The 25,106-nt window shown below is 50.1% G+C and carries 16 protein-coding genes; 11 read left to right on the top strand and 5 right to left on the bottom strand.

The features are described from left to right. Positions 1-10: 10 nt before the first annotated feature. Both C8R14_RS03450 and C8R14_RS03455 read left to right on the top strand, forming a co-directional pair. Positions 11-5,161 carry a hybrid sensor histidine kinase/response regulator gene (locus tag C8R14_RS03450; protein ID WP_011634237.1) on the top strand — a complete coding sequence of 1,717 codons (5,151 nt, stop codon included), beginning with the start codon at positions 11-13 and terminating at the stop codon, positions 5,159-5,161. Positions 5,162-5,231: 70 nt separating this feature from the next. Continuing rightward, positions 5,232-6,998 carry an RHS repeat-associated core domain-containing protein gene (locus C8R14_RS03455; protein ID WP_011634238.1) on the top strand — a complete coding sequence of 589 codons (1,767 nt, stop codon included), beginning with the start codon at positions 5,232-5,234 and terminating at the stop codon, positions 6,996-6,998. A gap of 188 nt (positions 6,999-7,186) precedes the next feature. Here the strand turns inward: C8R14_RS03455 and ubiB are convergent, their stop codons facing one another. The 3 genes from ubiB to C8R14_RS03470 form a co-directional block, all read right to left on the bottom strand. Further along, positions 7,187-8,701, bottom strand: a complete 1,515-nt coding sequence (gene ubiB, locus C8R14_RS03460) for a ubiquinone biosynthesis regulatory protein kinase UbiB (protein ID WP_011634239.1) — start codon at positions 8,699-8,701, stop codon at positions 7,187-7,189. A gap of 89 nt (positions 8,702-8,790) precedes the next feature. After that, a complete protein-coding gene (locus C8R14_RS03465; protein ID WP_011634240.1) occupies positions 8,791-9,423 on the bottom strand; it encodes a ubiquinone biosynthesis accessory factor UbiJ in 633 nt (210 codons plus the stop codon). A gap of 88 nt (positions 9,424-9,511) precedes the next feature. Further along, positions 9,512-9,943, bottom strand: a complete 432-nt coding sequence (locus C8R14_RS03470; protein ID WP_011634241.1) for a hypothetical protein — start codon at positions 9,941-9,943, stop codon at positions 9,512-9,514. A gap of 225 nt (positions 9,944-10,168) precedes the next feature. On the opposite strand from C8R14_RS03470, the gene C8R14_RS03480 reads away from it, so the two are divergent. The 8 genes from C8R14_RS03480 to C8R14_RS03515 all read left to right on the top strand — a co-directional run bounded on the left by C8R14_RS03480 (position 10,169) and on the right by C8R14_RS03515 (position 21,127). Then, a complete protein-coding gene (locus tag C8R14_RS03480) occupies positions 10,169-12,304 on the top strand; it encodes a chemotaxis protein CheW (protein WP_011634242.1) in 2,136 nt (711 codons plus the stop codon). A gap of 71 nt (positions 12,305-12,375) precedes the next feature. Then, entirely contained in the window at positions 12,376-12,897 is a 522-nt protein-coding gene (locus C8R14_RS03485) for a chemotaxis protein CheW (protein WP_011634243.1), read from the top strand. Between the two features lie 86 nt (positions 12,898-12,983). Continuing rightward, a complete protein-coding gene (locus C8R14_RS03490; RefSeq protein WP_011634244.1) occupies positions 12,984-15,239 on the top strand; it encodes a methyl-accepting chemotaxis protein in 2,256 nt (751 codons plus the stop codon). Between the two features lie 140 nt (positions 15,240-15,379). Next, on the top strand, positions 15,380-17,725 hold the full coding sequence (locus tag C8R14_RS14300) for a methyl-accepting chemotaxis protein (protein WP_011634245.1): 2,346 nt from the start codon (positions 15,380-15,382) through the stop codon (positions 17,723-17,725). A 187-nt stretch (positions 17,726-17,912) separates the two neighbouring features. Next, complete coding sequence (locus C8R14_RS03500) at positions 17,913-18,788, top strand: CheR family methyltransferase (protein WP_011634246.1); 876 nt, start codon at positions 17,913-17,915, stop codon at positions 18,786-18,788. 79 nt (positions 18,789-18,867) lie between these two features. After that, complete coding sequence (cheD, locus tag C8R14_RS03505; protein ID WP_011634247.1) at positions 18,868-19,452, top strand: chemoreceptor glutamine deamidase CheD; 585 nt, start codon at positions 18,868-18,870, stop codon at positions 19,450-19,452. Positions 19,453-19,482: 30 nt separating this feature from the next. Further along, complete coding sequence (locus C8R14_RS03510) at positions 19,483-20,550, top strand: protein-glutamate methylesterase/protein-glutamine glutaminase (RefSeq protein WP_011634248.1); 1,068 nt, start codon at positions 19,483-19,485, stop codon at positions 20,548-20,550. 190 nt (positions 20,551-20,740) lie between these two features. Then, complete coding sequence (locus C8R14_RS03515; RefSeq protein ID WP_207204486.1) at positions 20,741-21,127, top strand: MAPEG family protein; 387 nt, start codon at positions 20,741-20,743, stop codon at positions 21,125-21,127. A gap of 191 nt (positions 21,128-21,318) precedes the next feature. On the opposite strand, the gene C8R14_RS03520 is transcribed toward C8R14_RS03515, so the two are convergent. Then, positions 21,319-22,842 (bottom strand): FAD-dependent oxidoreductase, encoded by a 1,524-nt coding sequence (locus C8R14_RS03520; RefSeq protein WP_011634250.1) that lies wholly within the window; start codon positions 22,840-22,842, stop codon positions 21,319-21,321. A 261-nt stretch (positions 22,843-23,103) separates the two neighbouring features. Between C8R14_RS03520 and C8R14_RS03525 the strand changes: the two genes are divergently transcribed. Next, complete coding sequence (locus C8R14_RS03525) at positions 23,104-24,108, top strand: class 1 fructose-bisphosphatase (protein ID WP_011634251.1); 1,005 nt, start codon at positions 23,104-23,106, stop codon at positions 24,106-24,108. Positions 24,109-24,145: 37 nt separating this feature from the next. Here the strand turns inward: C8R14_RS03525 and C8R14_RS03530 are convergent, their stop codons facing one another. Continuing rightward, a complete protein-coding gene (locus C8R14_RS03530) occupies positions 24,146-25,105 on the bottom strand; it encodes a glutathione S-transferase family protein (RefSeq protein ID WP_011634252.1) in 960 nt (319 codons plus the stop codon). Position 25,106: the final 1 nt, after the last annotated feature.

Consider the following 25,106-nt stretch of genomic DNA (forward strand, 5'->3'; position numbering starts at 1 on the left):
GGGCCGCATCATGAATACTGATACTAGGATAAATATCTCATCTGTTATGGGGATCAGAGAAGCCATTGAGCAGATTTTTACCTTGATCCACCGCCACTTTGATTCTTATGCCACGGATACGGATGACACCAGGCAGATTGAAGAATGCCGGTATTACATGCATCAACTGAATGGCATGCTTGAGATGCTGGAGCTGAGTGGGGTGGCGTTTGTCGGGATCAGTGTGGAAGAGCTGCTAGCAGCTTTACAGGAACGGAGGATTGAACCGGACGCGCAGACTTTGGTTGTTGTCCGGCAGGCTATCCGCTCCATTTACCGTTACCTGGATGCGCTGATAGATGGTGAGGTGGACAATCCGGTCAAGCTTTTTCCGGTCTACCGCAAGATCATGCAAGTGCAGGGGCTGGAAGAAATCTCTGAAAGTGATTTGTTTTTCCCGGACATACGTGAATCGTTACCCCTACAACCTGTAGAGCTGGATCTGGATGATACTTCCCGGCAAGAGACAGCCAAACAGGCGCGTGCGCAATTCCAGTCGGGATTGCTAAGCTGGCTGAAAAATGCTGATGACAAGCAGAGTCTGCAGAAAATGATTGAAGCGGTACGATCAATCGAGAAACTGCCGGCTGCTATTGAACAGCGGAAATTTTGGTGGATCTCTTCCGGATTCCTGGATAGCCTGCTTCATCAGGAGCAGGTCGTTGACAAGTCGGTGCGCAGATTGTGCGGGAAGATCGAGCAGGAAATCCGGCATCTGAACAAGGAATCACACGTTGTCGCTGCCCGGTTGACAAGAGAGTTGCTTTACCGGATCGCACGCAGCCAGCCAGTGAGTGAACGCCTCCAGGAAATCAGTCGTGTCTATGACTGGCAGATTCCCTTGTCCACGATTGATAATCAGGAGCATCTTGACGAATCCATCATGGATGAAGAGGCAACTGCTTCGGATCTGCAGAGCATGCGTGTTCTGCTGGAAGACATCAATGATCAGTGGCGCAAGTTCAATGCAGAAGATCAGGAAAATATTTCATCCTTGCTGGCGTTAACTGAACAGTTAAAAGTCCTGATTTCCAGGGTAAGTTGTCCTCCGCTGGAGAAACTGGCAGGCGTCATTCATGGTGTCTTGTCCTATTTGCGAATCCGCCCACAGAGCATGAATGAGGGAATTGCACTGGATATTGCCTCATCCCTGCTACTGACAGAAAATGCCATCGATAATTTTCATCGTTTGTCGCCGGAATTTCCGTCACAGGTCGATGCACTTGCCACCCGTATACGTGCAGTTACGACCGGCAAGGGAGAGGATATCGATTTACCTGATTTGCCCAATCCGGATCAGGCAGGCCATCTCACCCAGGAGAAAAAATTGTTCAAACAGGTGGCGCAGGAAGTGCTCGCCAACCTGGCGCAAGTTGAAGATATCCTGGATCGTTTCTTTTTTGAACCGGAAATACGCAACGATCTGCCGCTTTTGCCTGAATTGTTCAACCAAATCAGCGGTGTATTGAATGTGCTTGAACTTGATCAAGCCAGTACAGTGCTGGATTCATGTCGGGCTCTCACGGAAAAACTGACAGCATCTGATCACCTGATAGATCAAGCTGAGCAGATGTTGTTGGCCGATGCGCTGAGCAGTCTTGGTTTTTACATTGAAGCACTCAGGAATTCCCAGTCGGATGCTGAGGAAATTCTTGCAACGATAATGCAACGGCTTGGCCAGAAGCCTGCCGGGCTAGGTTTATCAACAGATATTCGGGAAATCCCTATTGATTTCGCTGTGGCTGCTGATCGTTTATTTGAAAGTGATCCGGAGCAGCTGATTGATCCCGAGTTATTGGCAGTCTTTCTTGATGAATCCAGTGATGTACTGGCAAGCATTGCTGATCATTTAGAGTCGTGTTATGCCAATTACGCGAATCAGGACGCCCTGACAACTATCCGACGCGATTTCCATACGCTCAAAGGTAGTGGTCGCATGGTAAAGCTGGAAGCGCTGAGTGAAGTGGCATGGCGTATTGAGCAGCTTATGAACCGCTGGCTGAGTGAGCAGAAACCGGCAACCAGCATACTTCTGGATTTGCTGGCAGAAAGTCACAGGCAGTTTAGCAACTGGTGCGCCAGCCTGAGAAAGGATGGCGCGGTAGAGATCAAGGCTGAATACCTGCTTGATCAGATCAGAGCGCTGATGTATGGCACGGACGAACAGCCGGATATTGCGGCTACATCACTTGCACCCGAGGTGTTCGAGCAGGCTCCGGAGATTGAACCACTGCCAACAATCACCGATGCACTATCTGACATAAAAACCGGAGCAGAAACGGCAATAAGAATTGGCGATAGCGAGGTGCCGGCAGATCTCTTCAGAATTTTCATCAATGAAGCCAGTACTCATGTTGCTACTCTCAAACAGGCATTTAATCTGCCCGGGGATGATGCCATTTTATCGGTTACACATGAATCCATGCTGGCAGCTCATACGCTTGCCAGTACATCACGCGCACTGGAATTGGGTTTCATCGCACAGATCGGACAAGCGCTGGAGCGCTGGTTTAACCGGCTGCTGACGACTTCAAACATGCCCGGACAGCAAGCATTATCGTACATGACAACTGCGGTCAACTTGCTGGATGATATGCTGGCCACAATTCGGGAACATCAATTTCCTTCGGCGGAAACTGTGCAGGCCAGCGCAGAAATCACACATGAATTGATGCGCCTTCTGGAAGAAGCTCCTGCTATACAAGCAACAGAAACAGAGCAGATGGTGGAAATGGAGGAGATGGCGCCACTCGAATTGGCAGTGGACGAAGTGCTGGAGGAAGATTCATCTGCTTCAATGTCAGAGACTGAGATTTCGTTGCCGGTTTCATCACTTCAGCAGGTGAAAGATGCGTTTGCCGACCTGGATCAGGAATTGCTGGAAGTATTTCTTGAAGAAGCACAAGAACTGCAATCCGAGATTGGCACAAATCTGCGGATATGGCGTAAACAACCTAATCAGATGAATGCACGCAAGGCAGTATTGCGTGCCTTGCATACCTTGAAGGGCAGTGCCCGGATTGCTGATGCGCAGCAAGTGAGTGATCTGGCGCATCAGATGGAAAGTGATATTGAATCTCTGTATGATCAGACGGCCTCCGCAGCATTGCTTGATCAGCTGGAAACACAGTTCGATACCATTTCGGATAAGGTTGAGCAATTGCGATCCTCTTTACAACCTGAATCGCAGCCTGCCCCGGTAACTGAAGAAGCCGAGGCACATCCGGAATTGCTTCCTCCCGCAGTGGAAACTGTTTCTGCCCTTCCTATATCCACAGCGGATACTGATCAACCTTTCCGCAAAACTACACTGCGTGTCGATGCAGAATTGATAGATCGCCTGATTAATGAATCAGGCGAGTCGAGTATCATTCGTTCCCGGGTTGAGGCGCAGCTATATGATCTGGAACAGTATTTGCAGGATCTGGGTGAAAGTGTTGATCGCATGCGTGGCCAGTTGCGTGAAGTTGAATTGCTGGCTGAAACCCAAATGCCAGCCAGCTCGCTACCTTCCATAACTGGTCAGACAGATTTTGATCCGTTGGAACTGGATCGCTTTACTCGCTTTCAGGAGTTGACCCGGCTGATGGCGGAAAGCATGGATGATGTAGTCACCATTCATAAAAGTTTGCGTGAAATACAGCGTGCCGCCACGATGACGGTGGATCAGCAGGCACATCTGAATCGACAGTTACAGCAGGATCTGCTGCGTATTCGTACTATTCCTTTCAGCCATTATTCCGAGCGCCTTTATCGCGCCGTCAGGCAGGTGACCAAAGATACCGGCAAGCAGGCTAACCTGATTATTCAGGGAGATAGCATTGAGTTTGATCGGGGTGTGCTGGATAAAATCAGCTCTTCCCTGGAGCATCTGCTACGCAATGCGCTGGTACATGGCATAGAAACTCCGGAAGAACGTCTGAGCATCGGCAAGGCGGAAGCGGGCCAGATCACACTCGATCTGCACCGGGATGGCAACGAAATTGTCATGGTGCTGCAAGATGACGGGATTGGGTTGGATGCAGAACGCATTCGTGAAAAAGCGCGGCAGCTTGGGTTGGGCAGCCCGGAAAATGAGCAGGACGATGAGCAGTGGTATCCGCTGATTTTTACGCATGGCTTTTCCACATTGGATGGCGTGACGGATATCGCCGGGCGCGGGGTAGGACTGGATATTGTCAGGAACGAGTTGGGCGAACTGGGCGGGAACATCGCAGTCACATCCGAGAAAAACCGGGGAACCACATTCACCCTGCGTTTTCCAGTGACATTGGCCTTAACACAAGCGTTAATGGTCAAGGCAGGAGATAGCACTTATGCCATCCCGATAGCGATTGTGGCACATGTATTGGAAATGAATGCAGAAACACTCGGGACGGCTTATCAGGAGCATCACCTGATATGGAACGGCAATCGCTTTCCACTGGGCTATCTGCCGCACCTGCTGGGGGTGTCGCATACCTTTCCTGAAATCAGACGTAGTAACCGTATTGTGTTATTGCAAACGGAACATGAGCAGCTGGCCATTCATGCCGATGCACTGATCGGGCAATGTGAAGTGGTCATCAAGAATATCGGCCCGCAACTGTCTAATGCACCCGGCATTGAAGGGGCAACGATCACAGGAGATGGCAGCATCGTATTGATCATTAATCCGATCAAGTTGCTGCAGCGCGAGCAGGTACGGGAGCTGCTATCTGCAGGACCAATGACGCCAGTTGATGCTGCAGATATTCATCCTTCTGCCACCGCACCGGTTGTCATGATTGTGGATGATTCGCTGACGGTACGTAAAGTCACCAGCCGACTACTGGAACGGCAGGGCTATGAAATCCTGATTGCCAAAGATGGCGTGGGGGCACTTCAGCTGCTGCGCGAAACCATACCAGCCATCATGCTGGTTGATATCGAAATGCCGCACATGGATGGCTTTGAACTGATCCGCGCTGTCCGTAACAACCCGGAGTTACAAAATATCCCGATCATCATCATCTCCTCCCGCACAGCAGAGAAACACCGGAAAGTAGCAGAGGAACTTGGCGTAAATGAGTTTATGGGTAAACCCTACCAGGAAGATGAGTTGTTGCAGCATATTGAACGCCTGATTAAAGAAGGATGTTAACCAGTAACCACTGCTCATCCGGTTCAGGCATCAACTTAGCGCAACTTCAAACCCTTGAATTTAAATAGCTATGATTTCATTAGAAGAACTTGGTCTTGCTTACCGCAAAGCTAAAGTTGATCTATATTACTCATCTCATACCTCACTAGACGCGATAGCAGATTACGAGGAAAATCTGCACGCCAACCTGCAAGCGCTGCTGGAAAAAATTCAAGGTGAGGATGAATCTTGGATCAGCGTCCCCGACTTCCTTGGCTCTTGGATACCCGTACCCAAATCTATCGACATGGCGAGCTGGCGGCAACTCCGCAAAGGCCAGGGCAGCGGTTTGATTTTTGCCTCGCCAGCATGTGAGTGGAAACATGCCTGCAAGGTGCTGGTCGATAAGAAGATCGAACAGCTGATGGATGCCAACGGTAATATCACCAGCCTGCGCAAGCGTAATGGTCAGAGCATCACACTGGCGTATGACAATCTCAACCGGCTGCTCAGTCGCAGCTATCCGACCACTGCGGACAATATCACCTACACCTACGACTTACTGGGCCGCACGACGGCTGCCAACAAAACCGGCTATACCATCGGCTATGTCTATGACAATGCCGGACGGCTGACCAGCACTACCGCCGGCAGCAAGACCCTCGCCTACCAGTATGATCCGGCAGGCAACCGCACCCGGCTCACCTGGCCGGAGACTGCGTTCTACGTCACCAGCACCTATGACGCGCTCAACCGTCCAACCGCGATCAAGGAAACCGGCACGGTCAACCTGGCCACTTACGTCTGGGATGACCTCAGCCGTCGTACCACAGTAACGCTGGGTAACAGTACTACCACCAGCTATGCCTACAGCACCCAGAGTGCACTTTCCAGCCTCACTCACAACCTGACAGGGACCGCGCAGGATCAGACCTACAGCTACACCCGTAACCAGGCACAGGAAATCGCAAGCCAAAGCTGGACCAATGACCTATACCAGTGGACGGGTTATGCCAACGGCACCAGGAACTACACCGCCAATGGCCTCAACCAGTACACCATCGCTGCCGGCGCTACGCTCACGCATGACACCAAAGGCAACCTGACCGGTGATGGGGTATGGACCTACACCTACGACCTCGACAACCAGCTGATCAGTGCCAATAAAACCGGCTCGACCAACAGCCTGGCGTATGATGGCGCAGGGCGGCTGCGCCAGACCACCCTGGCGGGCACCGTCACCGGCCTGACCTACGACGGCGTGGAGCTGGTGGCTGAATACAACAGCGGCGGCACACTCCTGCGCCGCTATGTGCATGGCCCCGGCATTGATGAACCGCTGGTGTGGTATGAAGGAACGACTACCACTGCCAAGACCTGGCCGTACCAGGATCAACTGGGCAGTGTTATCGGTACTGCCAACAGTGCCGGCACCAGTACCGCGATCCACAGCTACGGTCCGTTTGGTGAACCCAATACCACTACCGGTATCCGTTTCCGCTACACTGTCACCGGCCAGCAGTTCCTCGGCTCACTCAATCTGTACCACTACAAGACACGTTTCTATTCGCCTGCACTGGGCAGATTCCTGCAGACCGATCCGATCGGTACCACAGATGATCTGAATCTGTATGCATACGTTGGTAATAATCCGATCAACTTCAATGATCCAAGTGGGTTGATTGCTGCAGAAGCTCAAATGCTGATGGGTAAACTGGGCTCCTGGGGAAAAGACAATGCCGGTACACTCGCAGAGATCGGGATAGGGTTGACACCTGCAGGAGTCTATGCTGACATCTACACTGCAGCAACAGGCAGATCTCCGATAACCGGTGATTCCCTCTCTGATTGGGAATGAGCTGCAATACTGATCCAGGGCATCTCCGAAATCAGAAATGCGGGAAGAATTGGAGGTGCTGTACTCAAAGATGGTGCCCAATTATCAACTAGCAAAGCACTTGACTTGATATGGCCATTAAGCGCCTTGTTGGCCCAAACTATAAAGAGATCGCGTCTGGAGTGTTCAAATCATCTGGGACTGAATACTTAGAGATATACCCGGGCAAGTAGTAATCCAGCCAATAGCACTGCGACCAGTGTCAGTATCAGGCTTTGACGTTTTTGCTGTGCGACCAGTTCGGCCAGTCTGTCTTCCAGATTTCGGGCACGTTGCTTATCAAGGTTGTAGTGCATCAGGCGGGGAAACTGCGGTAGCATCACCGCCCAGTTGGTTGCTTCCTTCTGCAGGTGAGTAATAAGTCCGCGCAGCCCGATTTGCTCGGCCATCCAGTTTTCCAGGAATGGCTTGGCAGTTTTCCAGAGATCAAGATCCGGATCCAGATCACGTCCCAGACCTTCAATATTAAGCAGTGTTTTCTGAAGCAGAACCAGTTGTGGCTGAATTTCCACGTTGAACTGACGGGAAGCCTGAAATAGGCGCAGCAGGACACGTCCAAAGTAGATTTCCTTCAGAGGTCGATCAAAAATCGGTTCACACACGGCCCGGATAGCGGCTTCGAAATCATCTACGCGCGTATTTCTCGGCGCCCAGCCGGCCTCAATGTGCGTCTCTGCCACGCGGCGATAGTCCCGGCGAAAGAAAGCCAGGAAGTTTTGTGCCAGATAATTTTTATCCTGTTCACTCAGCGTACCCATAATGCCAAAATCCACGGCGATATAGCGGCCATCGCTCCCGACAAAGATATTGCCAGGATGCATATCAGCATGGAAATAACCATCCCTGAACACCTGGGTAAAAAAGATCTCCACTCCCATGCGGGCAAGTTGTGGAACATCGATTCCCTGTGTACGTAATATCTCTACACGGCTGATGGGAGTACCAATCATCCGCTCCATCACCATGACTTCTGGATGACAGTAATCCCAATACACTTCTGGCACCTGTAGCAAGGGGGAATTGAGGAAATTACGCCGTAACTGGCTGCAGTTAGCGGCTTCCCGGATAAGATCAAGTTCATCGTCCAGATGTCGGGCAAACTCCGCCACTACTTCGCGCAATTTTAGTCGCTTGCCATCTGGCCAGATGGATTCAAGCAGCCATGCACCGGTTTCCATCAACGCCACATCATGTGCAATGACGGGGGCGATGGTTGGTCGCAAGATCTTGACAGCCGCTTGTGTGCCATCCTGCAGCACGGCAAAGTGCACCTGGGCAACTGATGCGCTGGCAACTGGCTTGATATCAAATTCGAGAAAGACCTCATTTACCGGCTTTCTATAGACGGTTTCCAGTATTTTTACCGCCTGCTCCGAAGGAAAAGGCGGCACCCGATCCTGGAGAAAAGCCAGTTCATCGGCAAAATCCTGGGCAAGCAAATCCCTGCGGGTGGATAGCATCTGCCCAAACTTGATGGAAATGGGCCCCAGTGCTTCCAGTGCCAGGCGCAATCTGACCGCGCGTGGCTGTTTGAGTTGAGTGCGAAACGGCAATAGCTGTGAAAATACCTTGAGTGCGCGCAGATGAATCTGCTCGAGTAGGATTTCATCTAGCCCGAAGCGATAAGCAATCAGGATAATCTTAAATAGACGGAAAAAGCGCATGAAGTGATTGGTGGTTCAATAAAGTTACCAGCAGACAGGGCCGGTGGTATCTGCACAGATTGCAGAGGCGAGTTGTGAGCGGCTTCCGATCATTGGTCGGTCCGGGACGAATTTTCTACAGCCTGTGAGAGCGGTGAAATCAGCGTATCAATTCGTTCTTCAAGTTGCGCAACCCGTTGTTGCAGTAATGCAACCTCGGAGCCGGTCTGGCAAAATCGTGAGTGGCTTGCCGTTATCGGCCGTTCCTCAGTAATGAATTCTCCCAGCGCCCGCGACAGATTACGAATGCTTCCCAGCTGCCAGCGTACCAGTTCCTGTCCGGTCAAAGTCACGCGGTGGGCAAACACATCTCCAATGGCAGAGCTCAGGTTTTCCTCAATTTCAGCCTGAAAAATCTTGCCCATGTACAGCAAAATATTTGCCAGCGCCGGATCGCCACAGACAGTAATCTTACGGAACGCACCAATATCACCGGAAGCAAGGGGGGGCGTAAGTTCGACTGGTACGTTGAGGATCACTTTGGCGTGCTCATCTTCGGTCGCCATCCTGAAATGACCATCCTGTGTAATCGTAACATATAGACGAATCAGGGATCCGATACGGAAACATACAGTTTCATTTACATGAGATTGTAATTGCTGCCGTACCTGGTTCGATTTATCAGCCAGGCGATTCAGGCAGATAATCAGAAGGGTGGTCAGTATCGAAGATTGTGTGATCATTACCGGGAACAGGTTGTCAACATGCTAACTGCCCGCGCAAGGTGGGCTCGCATGTCACCGCATGCTCAGGAACGCATCCGGCGATTCGTCAATTACCCAGATTATAGCGTGATTCCGTAGGTGAGCAGTCGGTTGCATGATTATTACCCAACCGGTTGACGATGACCTCGGACAGGGAAAGCTGATCTTGCAGGGCAAGTTCGGAAAGAATCTCCCATGCATGATGCGTCACACTGATGGTTTTATGCGGCTCTGTATATCTCTGTCTTTTTTCTTTGTGATCTTTGTGCATGCTGATCACTTTCCTAATTTCCATCCACTGGGCTTCATTCAACCATTTCTGACACCACGTATTGAAATGGATCGGATCAGCCCTGGCTGCAAGGTATTCCTGTTTTGCTGCGCTGTGCTGAGGTTTTGTTGTGCCAAACCACTCAGAATCTTTACTTAACTGACTGTCAATAAAAGTAGTGGCTACTTTTCTGTCTTGTTGTCGGATTATGTAGGGGTAATCTGTCATTTTTACTTTTGATTATCTTGTTGCGTGAATTTCAGAAATATAAGCAATGCTTTACAGATGAGGATATTACAAGGGAATAAAGCCTGATTCAATGCTGTTGTTGTATGCAATTGCTGCTTATCAATCTGCAGAACAGGTGGAAATGAAAGCAGTTTATACGTTTGTTCGAAACTACTGGCTTGTTTTGCTGCGGTAAGCTGTTGCAAATTTCAGACAGGAGTCCTCATGAGTACTGATCTCGAACAGTTTTATCAGATATTTTTTGAAGAAGCGGGTGAGTTGCTGGCAGAGATGGAAACACGTCTACTTAAACTGGATATTTTGTCGCCCAATCCGGAAGATTTGAACGCGATATTTCGTGTGGCGCATTCCATCAAGGGCGGAGCGGGAACATTCGGGTTTACCGATATGACAGGACTTACGCATGTGCTTGAATCGCTACTCGACAAATTGCGTAAGGATGAACTCAAGTTACGCGCTGAAATGGTGGATACCTTTCTGCGTGCTGGGGATGTATTAAAAAATCAACTGGATGGGCACCGGGGCACTGGTTCCGCCGATCCGGCAGAAGTGGATGCCGTCAACCGCAAACTGAAAGAGTTGGTAGCAGATACGGTTAGCAATAGCGCAACGTCCGCACCCGAATCGGTAGAGGAATCAGCCCCCCATACAGTGAACACTGCTGAACAGGCCCCAATGTCTGCTGAATCAGCATCCGTTGCAGGAAATGTCACCACTTACCGGATTGAATTTGGTTGTGCTGATCTTGGCAAGTCAGTAATGGAGAAGCTGTTAATTGATCTGGCGCGGCAGGGGCAGCTGAAAAACCTGAGTGATCCGGATAACGAAGCAATATGCATATTGCAGCTTGCCACGACTGACAGTGAGGAAGATGTCTGGGAGGCACTGGCGTTTCTGGTTGATCCCGCCAATTTATCTATCAAAATAGATAAAAGCGCATTACCTGCTGCAGATGTTCCCGGAGCAACACTGGAATGCCGACAGGAGCAGCAGACGGTTGAGACTGTATCAGAACAACAAGATATGCAGCTTAGTGAAGCTGTATCCTCTCCAACTGCTGCTAATTCAGCCACTCAGAAAACCCAACTGCCTGCCAAAAAAGCAGTAGCCCCACCGCAACATAAGCCATCCGCTGATCACGCTGGATCCGTTAGCGGTGAATCTTCTTCCATCCGCGTTGGTGTTGAGAAAGTGGATCAAATGATCAATCTGGTGGGAGAGTTGGTTATCACCCAGGCCATGCTGGCGCAAACTGCGAGCCAGATCGATCCGGTTATTTTTGAAAAACTGCTCAATGGCCTGAATCAGCTCGAACGAAATACCCGTGATCTGCAGGAGGCCGTCATGTCGATTCGTATGATGCCCATCAGTTTTGTATTCAGTCGTTTTCCCCGGGTGGTAAGAGATGTAGCCTCCAAGCTTGGCAAGCAGGTCGATCTCAAAACCCTGGGTGAAGGTACCGAGCTGGATAAAGGATTGATTGAAAAAATCACTGATCCGTTGACCCATCTGATCCGTAACAGCCTGGATCACGGTATCGAAACACCAGAAAAAAGAAAAGCGCTGGGTAAACCTGCTCACGGCACGATCACACTGCGTGCATCGCACCAGGGCGGCAGTGTTGTTATAGAGGTGATAGATGACGGCGCAGGGCTTAACCGGGAAAAAATTCTGGATAAGGCTCGCAGCCGGGGGTTGGCGATCAGCGAGAACATGACCGATCAGGATGTCTGGATGCTGATTTTTGAAGCTGGTTTTTCCACGGCAGAAGTTGTGACAGATGTTTCCGGTCGGGGTGTGGGTATGGATGTCGTCAAACGCAATATTGAGGGTCTTGGTGGCCGGGTTGAAATTGACTCAATAACCGGGCAAAGAACGAAGATTTCAATTCGTTTGCCGCTGACGCTCGCTATCCTGGACGGATTATCGGTATCGGTAGGGGATCAGCTGTTTATTATCCCGCTGACCTATATCACCGAATCACTCAAACCGGCTGCAGAAGATATCCGCACCATACGAGGCCAGGGTCGGGTGGTGGAGGTGCGCGGCGAGTACCTGCCGGTGATTGCTCTGCATGAAATTTTCGGCCTGGAACCGGAAGTGCATGAGATCCATGAAGGCATTCTGGTCATCCTTGATGCTGAAGGAAACAAGGCCGCCATGTTTGTCGATACGCTGGTTGGGCAACACCAGGTGGTGATCAAAAGTCTGGAAAGCAATTATCGTCGCGTACAGGGCGTTTCAGGCGCAACCATCATGGGTGATGGTAGTGTTGCTCTGATACTGGATGCTGTGGGGCTGGTCAATGTCACGAAGCAGAGAATGATCCATGCAGCGTAATAAATTGATCAAACCTCTGTGGGAGAAGCCGTTAGAGCCGATACCTATTGCACATTACTGAGGAGCAAACCATGTTGTTGACACAAGCCACGGCTACTACCACTGCTGCAGGCGAATCACCTGACTCGATCCGGGATCTTTCATGCAGTGAATTTCTGATATTCCGGCTGGGAAAAGAGGAATACGGTATCGAGATTCTGAAAGTCCAGGAAATTCGCGGGTATGACGCCATTACCCGTATCGCCAACGCACCCGAATTTATCAAGGGCGTTATCAATCTGCGCGGCGTGATCGTGCCGATCGTTGATATGCGCATCAAATTCAATCTGGGCGCAGCCCATTATGACCAGTTCACTGTGGTGATTATCCTGAATTTGTCCGGGCGAATTATCGGCATCGTGGTGGATGGCGTATCCGATGTGATCAACCTGGATACAGAGAATTTGCGCCCTACCCCAGAATTCGGCGGAGTAATCGATACCGAATACATCATCGGACTTGGCACTATGGAAGAGCGCATGTTGATTCTGGTGGATATCGAAAAATTAATGAGCAGTTCGGAAATGGGTCTGCTGGAACCGGCAGGCAAATAGCTTTGTGAATAGTCGCGTGTATTAGTGGCTATGGCGATGAGCACAGTATTTTAAAAGTTAAGTTACTTTATTTATCGGGAGCAAAAATGTTGCAGAACATGACGATTAAATCACGGCTGATTTTTGTGATTGGCCTGCTGTCTCTGTTGCTGATCAGTGTGGGGGCAGTCGGGCTGTATGGCTTAAATCAATCCAAAGCACAGCTGGAAACGATTTATCAGGACCGGGTGGTGGTGCTTGGTCATTTTTCAGAAATCCTGGACAAACTGCAACAAGTACGTATGCATGCGTTACTGGCTGGCAACTCGCGTGATACTGCTGTTGCCAGGCAACGAGCAGGACAGGTGATTGAAGAAGATTCCGGCATCAGTGATCTCTGGCAAAAATTCAGCCAGACCTATCTGATTCCGGAAGAACAATCGCTGGCCAATCGCTTCACCGAGCAATGGAGGGCTTATCAGGCTGCACGCAATCAGACGCTTAATCATGCTGTTAATGGTAATTTTGATGCGGCAATGGAGAATACCCTTCAGGACGCCGGCCCCAAATATGAATCAGTGCACGACACACTGATGCAGTTAATCGAGCTGCAGGAAAATGTCACCGCGCAGGAGTATGAACAGCTGCAGGCGAATTCTTCCAAAATGATTATGACCATGTTCCTGCTGGCGACACTGGGAATCCTGTTAGCCGGCGTAATCGGTTTTGTGCTGATTCGTACTATCAGCCGTTCTATCGATCAGGCCGTGCAAGTAGCAGATGGTATTGCCAACGGTCATCTGGATCAGCATATCGAAGTGACCGGCCATGATGAAATTTCCGTGTTGCTGAAATCGATGCGCAAGATGGTGGAAGTACTGAATAGCTTTGTAGCTGCTCAGCAAAAAATGCAACAACAGCATGAAGCCGGTGCAATTAGCTACCGGATTCCTGCCGGTAAATTTCCGGGTAGCTACGGTGAAATTGCCAGTGCAGTCAATGATCTGGTGGCGGGACATATTGCCGTCAAGATGCGAGTGGTGGAAGTTGTTTCACGTTACGCGCAGGGTGATCTGTCAGTAGATATGGATCGATTACCTGGTGAAAAGGCAAAAGTGACTGAGGCGGTAGACAAGGTTAAAGCCAGCCTGCAAGCGGTTAATATCGAAATCAGGAATCTGGTGGAAGGTGCAGTGGCAGGTGATTTCTCCCGTCGTGGCCATGCAGATAAATATCAATATGAGTTCCAGAGCATGGTGAACAATCTGAACCGGTTGATGCAGACTTGTGAAACCAGCCTGGAGGACGTTATTCGGATTATGGATGCCCTGGCAGATGGCGATCTGACCCAGAAAATTACCCGTGAGTACCAGGGTATGTTCGCTCGCATGAAGGATGATTCGAATGTCACCGTGGGACAGTTGGCAAGCATTGTCAGGCAGATCAAGGAAGCCGCCGGACTGATCACCACCGCTTCGAAAGAGATTGCTGACGGTAACACGGATCTTTCGCAGCGTACTGAAGAGCAGGCCGCCAATCTGGAAGAAACTGCCGCCAGCATGGAAGAGTTGACCTCAACCGTCAGGCAGAATGCGGACAATGCTCGCCAGGCTAACCAGCTCGCTGCTTCTGCATCGGATGTGGCAATGAAGGGAGGCAAAGTTGTTGGTGAAGTGGTGCAGACCATGAGTGCGATTAACGATAGTTCCAAGAAGATTGTCGACATTATTAGCGTGATCGACGGCATTGCTTTTCAGACTAATATTCTGGCGCTGAATGCAGCGGTGGAAGCCGCCCGTGCCGGCGAACAGGGACGCGGATTTGCGGTAGTCGCGACCGAAGTGCGCACACTGGCACAGCGCTCAGCAGCGGCTGCCAGGGAAATCAAGGATCTGATCAGTAATTCGGTGCACAAGGTTGAGGATGGTACCCAACTGGTGGATCAGGCTGGTAAAACAATGGAAGAAGTGGTGCTGTCAGTTAAGCGTGTAACTGACATCATGGGTGAAATTTCGGCCGCTTCCCAGGAACAGAGCCAGGGGATCGAACAAGTGAATCAGGCGATTACACAGATGGATGAAATCACCCAGCAAAATGCCGCACTGGTGGAACAGGCAGCAGCAGCTTCTGAATCCATGCGTGAGCAGGCAGAGCAATTATCACGTGCTGTGGCTGTATTCAAACTGGAGCAGGGATTTTCATCCAGTCATGCAGGTAATGCCCCATTGACTGAGCGACGCAGCCCGAACCGGGCAACTAACGTTGAGCGGTTACCACAAGCCAAAAATCAGCGAAAAACGGCTACTGCAAGTCCTGCCGCCCCAGCCTCAACTGGCACGGATGGTGATTGGGAAGAATTTTGAAATGGGGAACAAAACGTCTGTCTTTATAAACACAAAGGTGAGAAGCGACCTCTTCCTGCCGCATTGTATTCGCAGTCGTGATGACAGTGATGAATCTGTAATGCTGCATGAATAAAACAACCTTTTGAGGAAGCACGATCATGAGAGTCAATCTGCCGGTTACCAACGTTGAACACGAAATGCGGGATGGCGAATTTCTCGTTTCCAGGACCACGCCCAAGGGAGTGATTACCTATATCAATGAACCGTTCGTCAGGATGAGCGGCTTTACTGAGCAGGAGCTGATTGGGCAGGCGCACAATATTATTCGCCATCCGGATATGCCGCCGGAGGCGTTTGTCGATTTCTGGGACATGCTCAAACAGGGCAGGCCATGGAGTGGTATGGTCAAGAACCGAAATCAAGATGGCGGTTATTACTGGGTCTTTGCCAACGCCACGCCTGTCAAAGAGCATGGCAAGGTGACCGGCCATATGTCGGTACGCAGTAAGCCCTCACGTGATCAGATTCAGGCCGCCGAGACACTGTATCGTCAAATGCGTGAAGGCACAGCAAAAGTACGGATTGTTGCTGGAAAAGTCATTGCCGATACTCCCCTGGGATGGCTACGTGAAAAATTTCGCCATCTCAGCCTGAAGACCCGGATTATCGGAGCCGGTATCGTGCCACTGCTAGTGATGGCAGGATCGGCCTGGTTGATGATGCAAGATCAATTCAGTCTGGCTTTTGCCGGAATGGGGCTGAGCGCCTGCCTGGCGGTCGGGATGGGGATGTGGTTGTATCACTGCATTCGCCAGCCGCTGGATACCATGATTCATCATCTGGAAAAGATGGCGCAGGGGGATTACACCACCCAAATCACGATTGAGCGGGATGATGAAATCGGGAAGCTGACTGAAGCGCTTAAATCCATGCAAATTCGTGCAGGAATCGATTTCACCGAAACCAAGCGGATGAATGTTGAAAATTTGCGCGTACGTAATGCGCTGGATATTGCTACTTCTGCAATCATGATTGCCAATAACAGTGGGATGATCATTTTCATGAACCGGATGGTGCGGGAAATCCTTGCCAAAGAGGAGGATGAAGCGGAAGTGCGCAAATCCCTGCAAAGCCGATTGAAAGCTCTGGCCAGTCAGCAGCAGATTGATAACGTCAGGATCGGAGAGCGGACGTATTCACTGGTATTGATGCCAGTTACCAGTGAATCCGGAGAACGAGTGGGTTCAGTAGTTGAGTGGCGTGATCGTACTCAGGAGTTAACGATTGAAAGGGAGATTATGGATATCGTTCAGGCAGGTGTGGCAGGGGATTTCAGCAAACGCCTGACCTTGATCGGCAAGGAGGGATTCTTCAGGCAACTGGCCGAAGGTATCAACCGGCTGATGGAAAGTACCTCCCAGGGATTGGATGAATTGGCATCTATATTGGAAGCCATGGCGGAAGGCGATTTGACCCAGAAAATTACCCGTGATTATCAGGGAATGCTGGGCAGATTGAAGGATGATTCGAATTCAACCGTCACTCAACTGACCGGCATTGTCGCCCAGATCAAGGAGGCGGTCGGTCTGATTGGCACCGCATCGAAAGAAATTGCCGATGGCAACACGGATCTTTCGCAGCGAACCGAGCAACAAGCCGCCAATCTGGAGAAGACAGCCGCCAGCATGGATGAATTGACTTCAACCGTGAAGCAGAATGCGAGCAATGCACACCAGGCCAACCAGCTTGCTGCCTCTGCTTCCAGTGTGGCGGTGAAGGGAGGACAGGTTGTCAGTGAAGTGGTGCAGACCATGAGCGAGATCAACGACAGTTCGAAGAAGATTGTTGACATCATCAGTGTGATCGATGGTATCGCTTTCCAGACCAATATTCTGGCGCTGAATGCAGCGGTGGAAGCCGCTCGTGCTGGCGAGCAGGGACGGGGGTTTGCGGTAGTTGCGACTGAAGTGCGCACGCTGGCGCAACGTTCAGCGGCTGCAGCCAAGGAAATCAAGGAGCTGATCAATAACTCGGTACTTAAGGTAGAAGATGGTACTCAGCAGGTGGATCAGGCTGGCAAGACGATGGAAGAAATCGTGCAATCGGTCAAACACGTGACTGACATCATGGGCGAGATTTCAGCCGCTTCTCAGGAGCAGAGTCAGGGTATCGAACAAGTGAATCAGGCAATTTCACAGATGGATGAAATCACGCAACAGAATGCGGCGCTGGTGGAACAGGCGGCGGCAGCTTCCGAATCGATGCGTGAGCAGGCGGAACAGTTATCGCGCGCTGTGGCTGTATTCAAACTAGAACAGAGCTCTTTATCCAGTCAGGCAAGTAATCAGCCATTCGTTGAACGACGTGGCCCTAACCGTGCAACCAACGTTGAGCGGCTATCTCGGATCAAAAAACCTCAGGCCGGAAACCAGAAAAAAGTGGCTGCCCAGGGCCATATTGCATCGATACCCACCGGCACGGGCGGGGAATGGGAAGAGTTCTGAAATAGAACACAACGCCCGTCTTGGCGAATATGAAGGTGAGGAAGCAATCTCCCTCCCGCTGTCTTTGCGAGGCGAATGGCTGAAACAATCTAGTAGCAAGGGGATAAGGGCACTGGAACACTACTGGCCGCATTGTATTCGCAGTCGCGATGACAAAATCACTTCGCAATGATAAGGGAAGAAAGAAATGATGCATGAACACAAAGCACCGTCTTTGCGAGCGCCGCAGCCCAGTGAACATAATTCACGCGAATATGCATTCTCTGCACGCGATTTCGAATGTATAAAGAAAATGATTTATGCGCGTGCTGGCATTGCGCTGGCCGAGAATCGTCAGGAGATGGTCTATACCCGTTTGTCGCGACGTTTGCGTGCAACCGGCCTGAAAAACTTCAGTGATTACCTGGAACAACTGGAAAGAGACAGCGAGGACGTGGAATGGGAATCCTTCGTTAATGCGCTGACAACCAATCTGACTGCTTTTTTTCGGGAAACACATCATTTTCCAATATTGGCTGAGCATGTCAAAACGCGGCAACCCGGACAGACCGTAAAGCTCTGGTGCAGTGCAGCTTCCACTGGGGAGGAGGCTTATTCGATGGCCATGACGATGGTGGAAACCTTTGGTTCCCTGAAGCCCCCCGTGCGTATCCTCGCCACCGATATTGATACCGAGGTGCTGGCTGCCGCACGTGAAGGTGTTTATTCTCTGGACAGGCTGGAATCCATGTCACCTGAAAGAATCAGGCGGTTCTTTCTCAAGGGCAAGAACCATACTTCCGGATATGCCCGGGTCAGGCAGGAATTGCGCGACATGATTACTTTCAGACAGCTCAATCTACTGGATGCCAGGTGGCCTATGCACGGGCCATTCAATGCAATTTTCTGTCGTAATGTCATGATTTATTTCGACAAGCCGACGCAATACCAGATTTTGCAGAAATTTGTGCCTTTACTGAATCGTGATGGATTGCTGTTCATGGGCCATTCGGAGGTATTTCAACACGCTTCTGATCTGATCAAACTCATTGATAGAACTGTCTACAAGCCGGTTATCAAATAACAACAGAGCGGAGCTAGGGGTATGCATATCTTTGCAGCAAAAACAGATCCGATGAATTGCCACGCAACCCTATCCTGCCATGGTTGATCCTCAGTTTGCTTCAAATTTCTATTTTGATCAGCGTTTAAATATTGATGCGGTCAAGCTGTTACCCGGGGAGTACTTTGTAACCACCCGAGAGATGGTGTTGAGTACAGTACTGGGTTCCTGTGTTTCTGCCTGTATCTATGACCAGCAGAGCAGGATAGGTGGCATGAATCATTTTATGCTGCCAAGCAGTGAAAATAGCAGCGGATTCCCAATTGAATGTGCACGTTTTGGCGGTTATGCAATGGGTATCCTGATTCGGGAATTGCTTAAAAATGGTGCGCGCAAACAAAATCTGGTTGCCAAGGTATTTGGTGGTGGCAATGTTCAACCGGCCATGGTTACTTCGGCGATTGGCTCACAAAACGCCAGATTTGTAAAAAAATATCTGGCCGAGTACGAGATTCCCATTCTGGCGGGAGATCTGGAGGGGTTTTATCCACGCAAACTGCATTTTTTTCCCAAAAGTGGCCGGGTATTACTAAAGAAACTGCACGTATCGCATAACGATACCATTGCCAAGCGTGAGAAACATTACAGCCGGTTACTGCTATCCACAGTAAAACCGGGAATATAGACGAATTCTCCTGAATATTGAGGGGTACCCATGAAAAAAATCAGTGTGCTTGTTATCGATGATTCTGCCTTGATTCGTAAATTACTGGCCGAGATCATCAATAGCCAATCGGATATGGAAGTAATCGGGGCAGCACCGGATCCACTGGTAGCGCGTGAAATGATCCGGACATTGAATCCGGATGTGCTGACATTGGATGTGGAAATGCCCAAAATGGACGGGCTGGAATTTCTGGAAAAACTGATGCGGTTGCGGCCCATGCCGGTAGTGATGGTTTCTACGCTGACCGAATGTGGCTCGGAAACGACTTTCCGCGCACTTGAACTAGGCGCAATCGATTTTGTTGCCAAGCCCAAAATGGATATTCGCCATGGCCTCGAAGCTTATGGTAGCGAGATTGCCAGCAAAATTCGCATTGCCAGCACAGCACGTATCCGTCGCCTGGAGCCTGGCGCTGCTGCGAGTGGTAGAGCTTTACAGATTCCGCGCCATCATAGTATCTCAACCGAAAAGCTGATTATTATCGGTGCATCTACGGGCGGTACCGAAGCCATCAAGGATGTGCTGATTCATTTTCCGCCGGATTGTCCAGGTATTCTGATTGCCCAGCACATGCCGGAAGGATTTACCCGTTCTTTCGCTGAACGGCTGGATCGGCTCTGCAGAATCCGGGTAACGGAATCCGAAGGAGGGGAGCGTGTTTTACCGGGCCATGCCTATATTGCGCCGGGCCATTCTCATCTCCTGCTGAAAAAGAGTGGAGCCAATTATATTACCGAGCTGAGTCAGGCAGATCCGGTCAACCGCCATCGCCCATCCGTGGATGTACTGTTTCAGTCTGCTGCACAGTGCGCTGGGAAGAATGCGGTTGGTGTGATTCTGACAGGCATGGGCAAGGATGGTGCAGTAGGAATGCTGGCAATGCATCATGCAGGTGCCTATAACCTGGCACAGGATGAAGCCAGTTGCGTGGTGTTCGGTATGCCCCGGGAAGCAATTGCTGTTGGTGCGACTGATGAAGTGGTGCCCTTGCAGGATATGGCCTCACACATCCTGGCAAAACTGACTGGTACAGTCAGGCAAGCTGTTCGTATCTGATGTTATTCAAGGTGTTTAGCTAAAAGAAAGTTTTTTATTTGTTTATACTAGCTCACCGAAACGTACATACAAGATAATCAATGGTAAGCCAATTATACTGCGCTCCGGCCCCTTACCAACGAGCGTTAGACCACTTCTTACAATACGCCGAAACTGGGAACCATAAATGCTTCAAACCCTGATAGCCCCTATGGCAGCACACGTCGCACTCGCAGCTACCCTCTACTTTCTTCTTACTATTGCGCGGGCTCCGGTCGTATGGGGAATCGGCCGTGGTGCTGATGGCAGCAACCCTTGGGCAGCCTTGGAGCCTCGTATCAGCGCCAATTTGTCCAGCCAGTTTGAGTGGCCTGTTTTCTTTCATGTTGCTTGCTTGATATTTTTTCAAATACAGCCGGACCTTATTGCTGTTGTACTTGCATGGATCTTTGTTGGTGGCAGAGTGTTACACAGTGCTGTCCAAATCTTCACCCGCAATATTCGGCTCAGAGGCATCGTATTTACGGTCAACTTCATTGCCGTTCTCGGCCTCTGGCTCGTTGCCGTTCTGACTATTGGCAACGGGTCGGTGATCTAACAACTCATTCCAGCCATGATGATCAGCGTAGTATTCCTTATACTTATTTTCAATAAATTCAGTGAACCCTTGCTCCAGTGACCAGTGGGGGAAAATGCATCCCCATGACTACCAGCTGAGTAGTGAGCAGAAAAGACAGAAATAATTTAACTCTGACTAACATGGAATGGTGCAGTGGCCGAAGTATCTGGCTATGCGTTTGCTGCTGCAAATTCCAGAATCTGTTTATCACGCCCGATCCCGGCAACGGCAATGGTTACTCCATTTTTCTGATAACGCACCAGACAGTCACGAGCGGCTATATCACCGTCGATTTCAATCGCATCCCATGATTGGGCATGGCCAGCGTAATTGATAGTCAGGTCGTAATGTACGCTCCAGAAAAATGGCACGTCCTGAAATTTTTTATTGGCACCCAGTAGATTTTCAGCCGCCACTTGCCCTTGTCGTTCTGCTACCACCCAATGTTCGATACGTAACGCCAGACCGCTTGCTTTATCGCGCCAGCGAGCCACATCACCTGCAGCATAAATTTCCGGCACGTTGGTTTGCAGATACTCGTCCACCAGGATACCTTTGTCAACGTTGAGGCCGGCTAATTCAGCTAGTGTGGTACGTGGTCGCACACCCACACCAAGAATAACGAGTTCGGCAGTCAGCTTGTCGCCATTACTTAATGTCACTGATTCAGGTTCAATGGTCGTCAAAGATGTTTCCGTGTGAAATGTTACACCGTGTGCTTCATGCAGGCTGCGGATGAAATTACCCAGCTCGGAACCCAGTACATTTTGCAGCGGACTCTGATCGAGTGACACGACATGCACGGCGAGCCCGCGTGCGCGCAAAGCGGCGGCCACTTCCAGACCAATGAATCCTGAGCCAAGTACTACGACTGTCCTGGCGTTTTTTGCATATTCAATGATGCGACGGCTATCGGAAAAAGAACGCAGGGTAAATACATGTGCGCCATCCTGACCGGGAATGGGTAGCCGGATGGGCTCCGCTCCGGTGGCCAGGACAAGACGATCGAATGAAATACTGCGATCATCTTTTGTAGTTATCTGATGGTTGGCGGTATCAATATGTTGCACTATGGTACCGAGTTGCAGATCAATGTGATTGTCTTTATAGAAGCCATCAGGTCGCAAAGGCATCCATTCTTCAGGCGCCGTACCGGCCAGATAATCTTTGGACAAATTAGGACGGTCACAAGGTGCGTCGGTATCCTCACTTAGTATAGTGAGGCGCCCTTGATAGCCGCGTCGTCGCAACATTTCAGCACAGGCAAATCCTGCTGCACCACCTCCCACAATGACAATGTTTTTAGGTTGATCAGCTGCTGCAATTATCGGTTCGGGTTGTGGTGCAGGAGAGATTATATTACGAACAAAAATACGCTCCCCATCGCGCTCGACTTTCCAGCAAGGCAGTGGATCAAAAGCAGGTGCACCGAGTGCCTCGCCGCTACGCAGTGAAAAACAAGCGTGATGCCAAGGGCAACGTATTGTTGCACCGACGACAACCAGACCTTCTTCCAAAGGGCCACCGTAATGCGTGCAATGGGCGCCAATTGCCATGATTTCATTACCAGTACGTACCAGTATTATGGATTCATCTCCGACCTGACCGCGCAATAGCTGTTGATCACCAAAATCAGCCAAGGTAATCCCTTGGGTCAGATCGAATCCCATGTTTTCTGTTGTATCTGAAGACATCACAAGCCTCCTTTTAAAAGTGTGGATGTAAAACAACTCAGACAAGTATGGCACATGAGATCTAACAGGTAAAAAGGCGGATCGGAAAAAATCGAAGAGTAGGGCTGAATATTGCTGGTAATTTAGGATTTCAGATCCCAGATCTTTACTGGTAAACAGTAATTTTAAAGAACGAGGATTGGTAACCATTTTTTCACACACTCGTCCATGTTGCCAAACCAGTATAATTAATGCTTTTTTAATTTCTCAAGAGGAATTCCGATGCATACCGGTACTACCCTTACCCAATTTATCATTGAAGATCAGCGCCACATTGCGGGTGCAAGCGGTGATTTCACCGCGCTACTGAACGATATCGTGACCGCCATCAAGACCATTTCCAACGCGGTAAACAAAGGTGCACTGATTGGTGTCATGGGGGCGCTGGATACGGAAAATGTCCAGGGTGAAACACAAAAGAAGCTGGATGTGATCACCAACGAAATTATGATTCGCCATAATGAATGGGCCGGTCATCTGGCAGGTATGGCTTCGGAAGAAATGGACGATGTTTATTTGATCCCGAACCGGTATCCACTTGGCAAGTATCTGCTGGTATTCGATCCGTTGGATGGCTCTAGCAACGTTGATATCAATATTTCGGTTGGGACCATTTTCTCGATTCTGCGCGCACCGGTACCCGGACAGGCTGCCAGTATGGAAGATTTTTTACAGCCTGGCACCAAGCAAGTCTGTGCCGGCTATGCCTTGTATGGTTCTTCCACCATGCTGGTGCTGACTACGGGTCATGGTGTCAACGGCTTTACACTGGATCGCGATATCGGTGAATTTGTGCTGACCCATCCAGGCATGAAGATTCCTGCTGACACCAGGGAATTTGCTATTAACGCATCTAATCAGCGCTTCTGGGAGGAACCGGTGCAGCGGTACGTATCAGAATGCCTGGCAGGCAGTACTGGCCCGCGCAATCGTGATTTTAATATGCGTTGGGTGGCTTCGATGGTGGCGGAAGTGCATCGTATTCTTACCCGTGGTGGCATTTTTATGTATCCGCGCGACACCAAGGATCCAAGCAAGCCTGGCCGATTACGCCTGATGTATGAAGCCAGCCCGATGAGTTTTATCGTTGAGCAGGCAGGTGGTTTGTCTACAACCGGCTACGAACGCATTCTGGATATCTCGCCAGAGAATTTGCACCAGCGCGTGCCCGTGATTCTGGGATCAAAGAACGAAGTTGAGGTGGTGCTGGGATATCACAAAGCCTGACAACACCTGATCGCCCGGGGGAAGCCTATATCTCGTCTTATCCCCGGTTGTGCGGCCGGGTATAATCGATCTCCGGCCCTTTCGGGACGATCCGGGTTGGATTGATCATCGAGTGACTGTAATAGTAGTGAGTTTTGATATGCCCGAAATTTGTGGTACTGGCGATACCTGGCATTTGGTATAACGCACGCAGGTAGTTGGATAAATTCGGATAATCCTCGATTCGCTGTTTGTTGAGTTTAAAATGGCTGTAATACACGCTGTCAAAGCGGATAAGGGTAGTAAATAGCCGCCAGTCGGCTTCGGTCAGCTGATCACCCGCGAGGTAGCGACATTTACTTAGTATGTTATCAATTTTATCCAGTCTGGCGAAAACCTGGTTGTAAGCCTTTTCATAAGCTGACTGCTCGGTGGCAAAACCGGCTCTGTAAACACCATTGTTGAAATCCCGGTACACCACTTCATTAATTGCATCAATTTCATTGCGTAACACCTCAGGATAAAAATCCAGATCATTGCCAGTTATTGCATCAAATGCGCTATTGAACATGCGGATGATTTCAGACGATTCATTGCTGACGATCATGTTGCGTTGCTTGTCCCATAATACCGGTACAGTAACCCGGCCGGTGTAATCCGGTTTGACGTGAATATAGAGCTGGTACAGATATTGAATATTTGCTATGGGATTGTCCTGGGAGACTTCACTGAATGTCCACCCATGTTTCAGCATCTTGGGGTCAACAACGGTAACGCCGATATGTTTTTCCAGATCTTTCAGGAGACGAAAAATCAGGGTGCGGTGCGCCCACGGGCAGGCCAACGATACGAATAAATGATAGCGTCCTGATTCAGCAGCAAAACCACCGTCTCCGGATAGGCCGGGTTGTCCATCTGCCGTGACCCAGTTGCGATATTGAGCATGCTCGCGCACAAATTCTCCATTTTCAGAGGTGTACCACTGGTCATGCCATGTGCCATCAATTAAAAGTCCCACT

This window comes from Nitrosomonas eutropha, assembly GCF_003201195.1.
Taxonomy (GTDB): domain Bacteria; phylum Pseudomonadota; class Gammaproteobacteria; order Burkholderiales; family Nitrosomonadaceae; genus Nitrosomonas; species Nitrosomonas eutropha.

Excerpts from the sequence above, each read along its gene's own strand:
- C8R14_RS03525 (WP_011634251.1), top strand. The coding sequence starts at position 23,104 with ATGCATACCGGTACTACCCTTACCCAATTTATCATTGAAGATCAGCGC.
- C8R14_RS03450 (WP_011634237.1), top strand. The coding sequence starts at position 11 with ATGAATACTGATACTAGGATAAATATCTCATCTGTTATGGGGATCAGA.
- C8R14_RS03455 (WP_011634238.1), top strand. The coding sequence starts at position 5,232 with ATGATTTCATTAGAAGAACTTGGTCTTGCTTACCGCAAAGCTAAAGTT.
- C8R14_RS03465 (WP_011634240.1), bottom strand. The coding sequence starts at position 9,423 with ATGATCACACAATCTTCGATACTGACCACCCTTCTGATTATCTGCCTG.
- C8R14_RS03510 (WP_011634248.1), top strand. The coding sequence starts at position 19,483 with ATGAAAAAAATCAGTGTGCTTGTTATCGATGATTCTGCCTTGATTCGT.
- C8R14_RS14300 (WP_011634245.1), top strand. The coding sequence starts at position 15,380 with ATGAGAGTCAATCTGCCGGTTACCAACGTTGAACACGAAATGCGGGAT.
- C8R14_RS03515 (WP_207204486.1), top strand. The coding sequence starts at position 20,741 with ATGGCAGCACACGTCGCACTCGCAGCTACCCTCTACTTTCTTCTTACT.
- C8R14_RS03520 (WP_011634250.1), bottom strand. The coding sequence starts at position 22,842 with ATGTCTTCAGATACAACAGAAAACATGGGATTCGATCTGACCCAAGGG.
- C8R14_RS03490 (WP_011634244.1), top strand. The coding sequence starts at position 12,984 with ATGTTGCAGAACATGACGATTAAATCACGGCTGATTTTTGTGATTGGC.
- C8R14_RS03470 (WP_011634241.1), bottom strand. The coding sequence starts at position 9,943 with ATGACAGATTACCCCTACATAATCCGACAACAAGACAGAAAAGTAGCC.
- cheD (WP_011634247.1), top strand. The coding sequence starts at position 18,868 with ATGGTTGATCCTCAGTTTGCTTCAAATTTCTATTTTGATCAGCGTTTA.
- C8R14_RS03500 (WP_011634246.1), top strand. The coding sequence starts at position 17,913 with ATGATGCATGAACACAAAGCACCGTCTTTGCGAGCGCCGCAGCCCAGT.
- ubiB (WP_011634239.1), bottom strand. The coding sequence starts at position 8,701 with ATGCGCTTTTTCCGTCTATTTAAGATTATCCTGATTGCTTATCGCTTC.
- C8R14_RS03480 (WP_011634242.1), top strand. The coding sequence starts at position 10,169 with ATGAGTACTGATCTCGAACAGTTTTATCAGATATTTTTTGAAGAAGCG.
- C8R14_RS03485 (WP_011634243.1), top strand. The coding sequence starts at position 12,376 with ATGTTGTTGACACAAGCCACGGCTACTACCACTGCTGCAGGCGAATCA.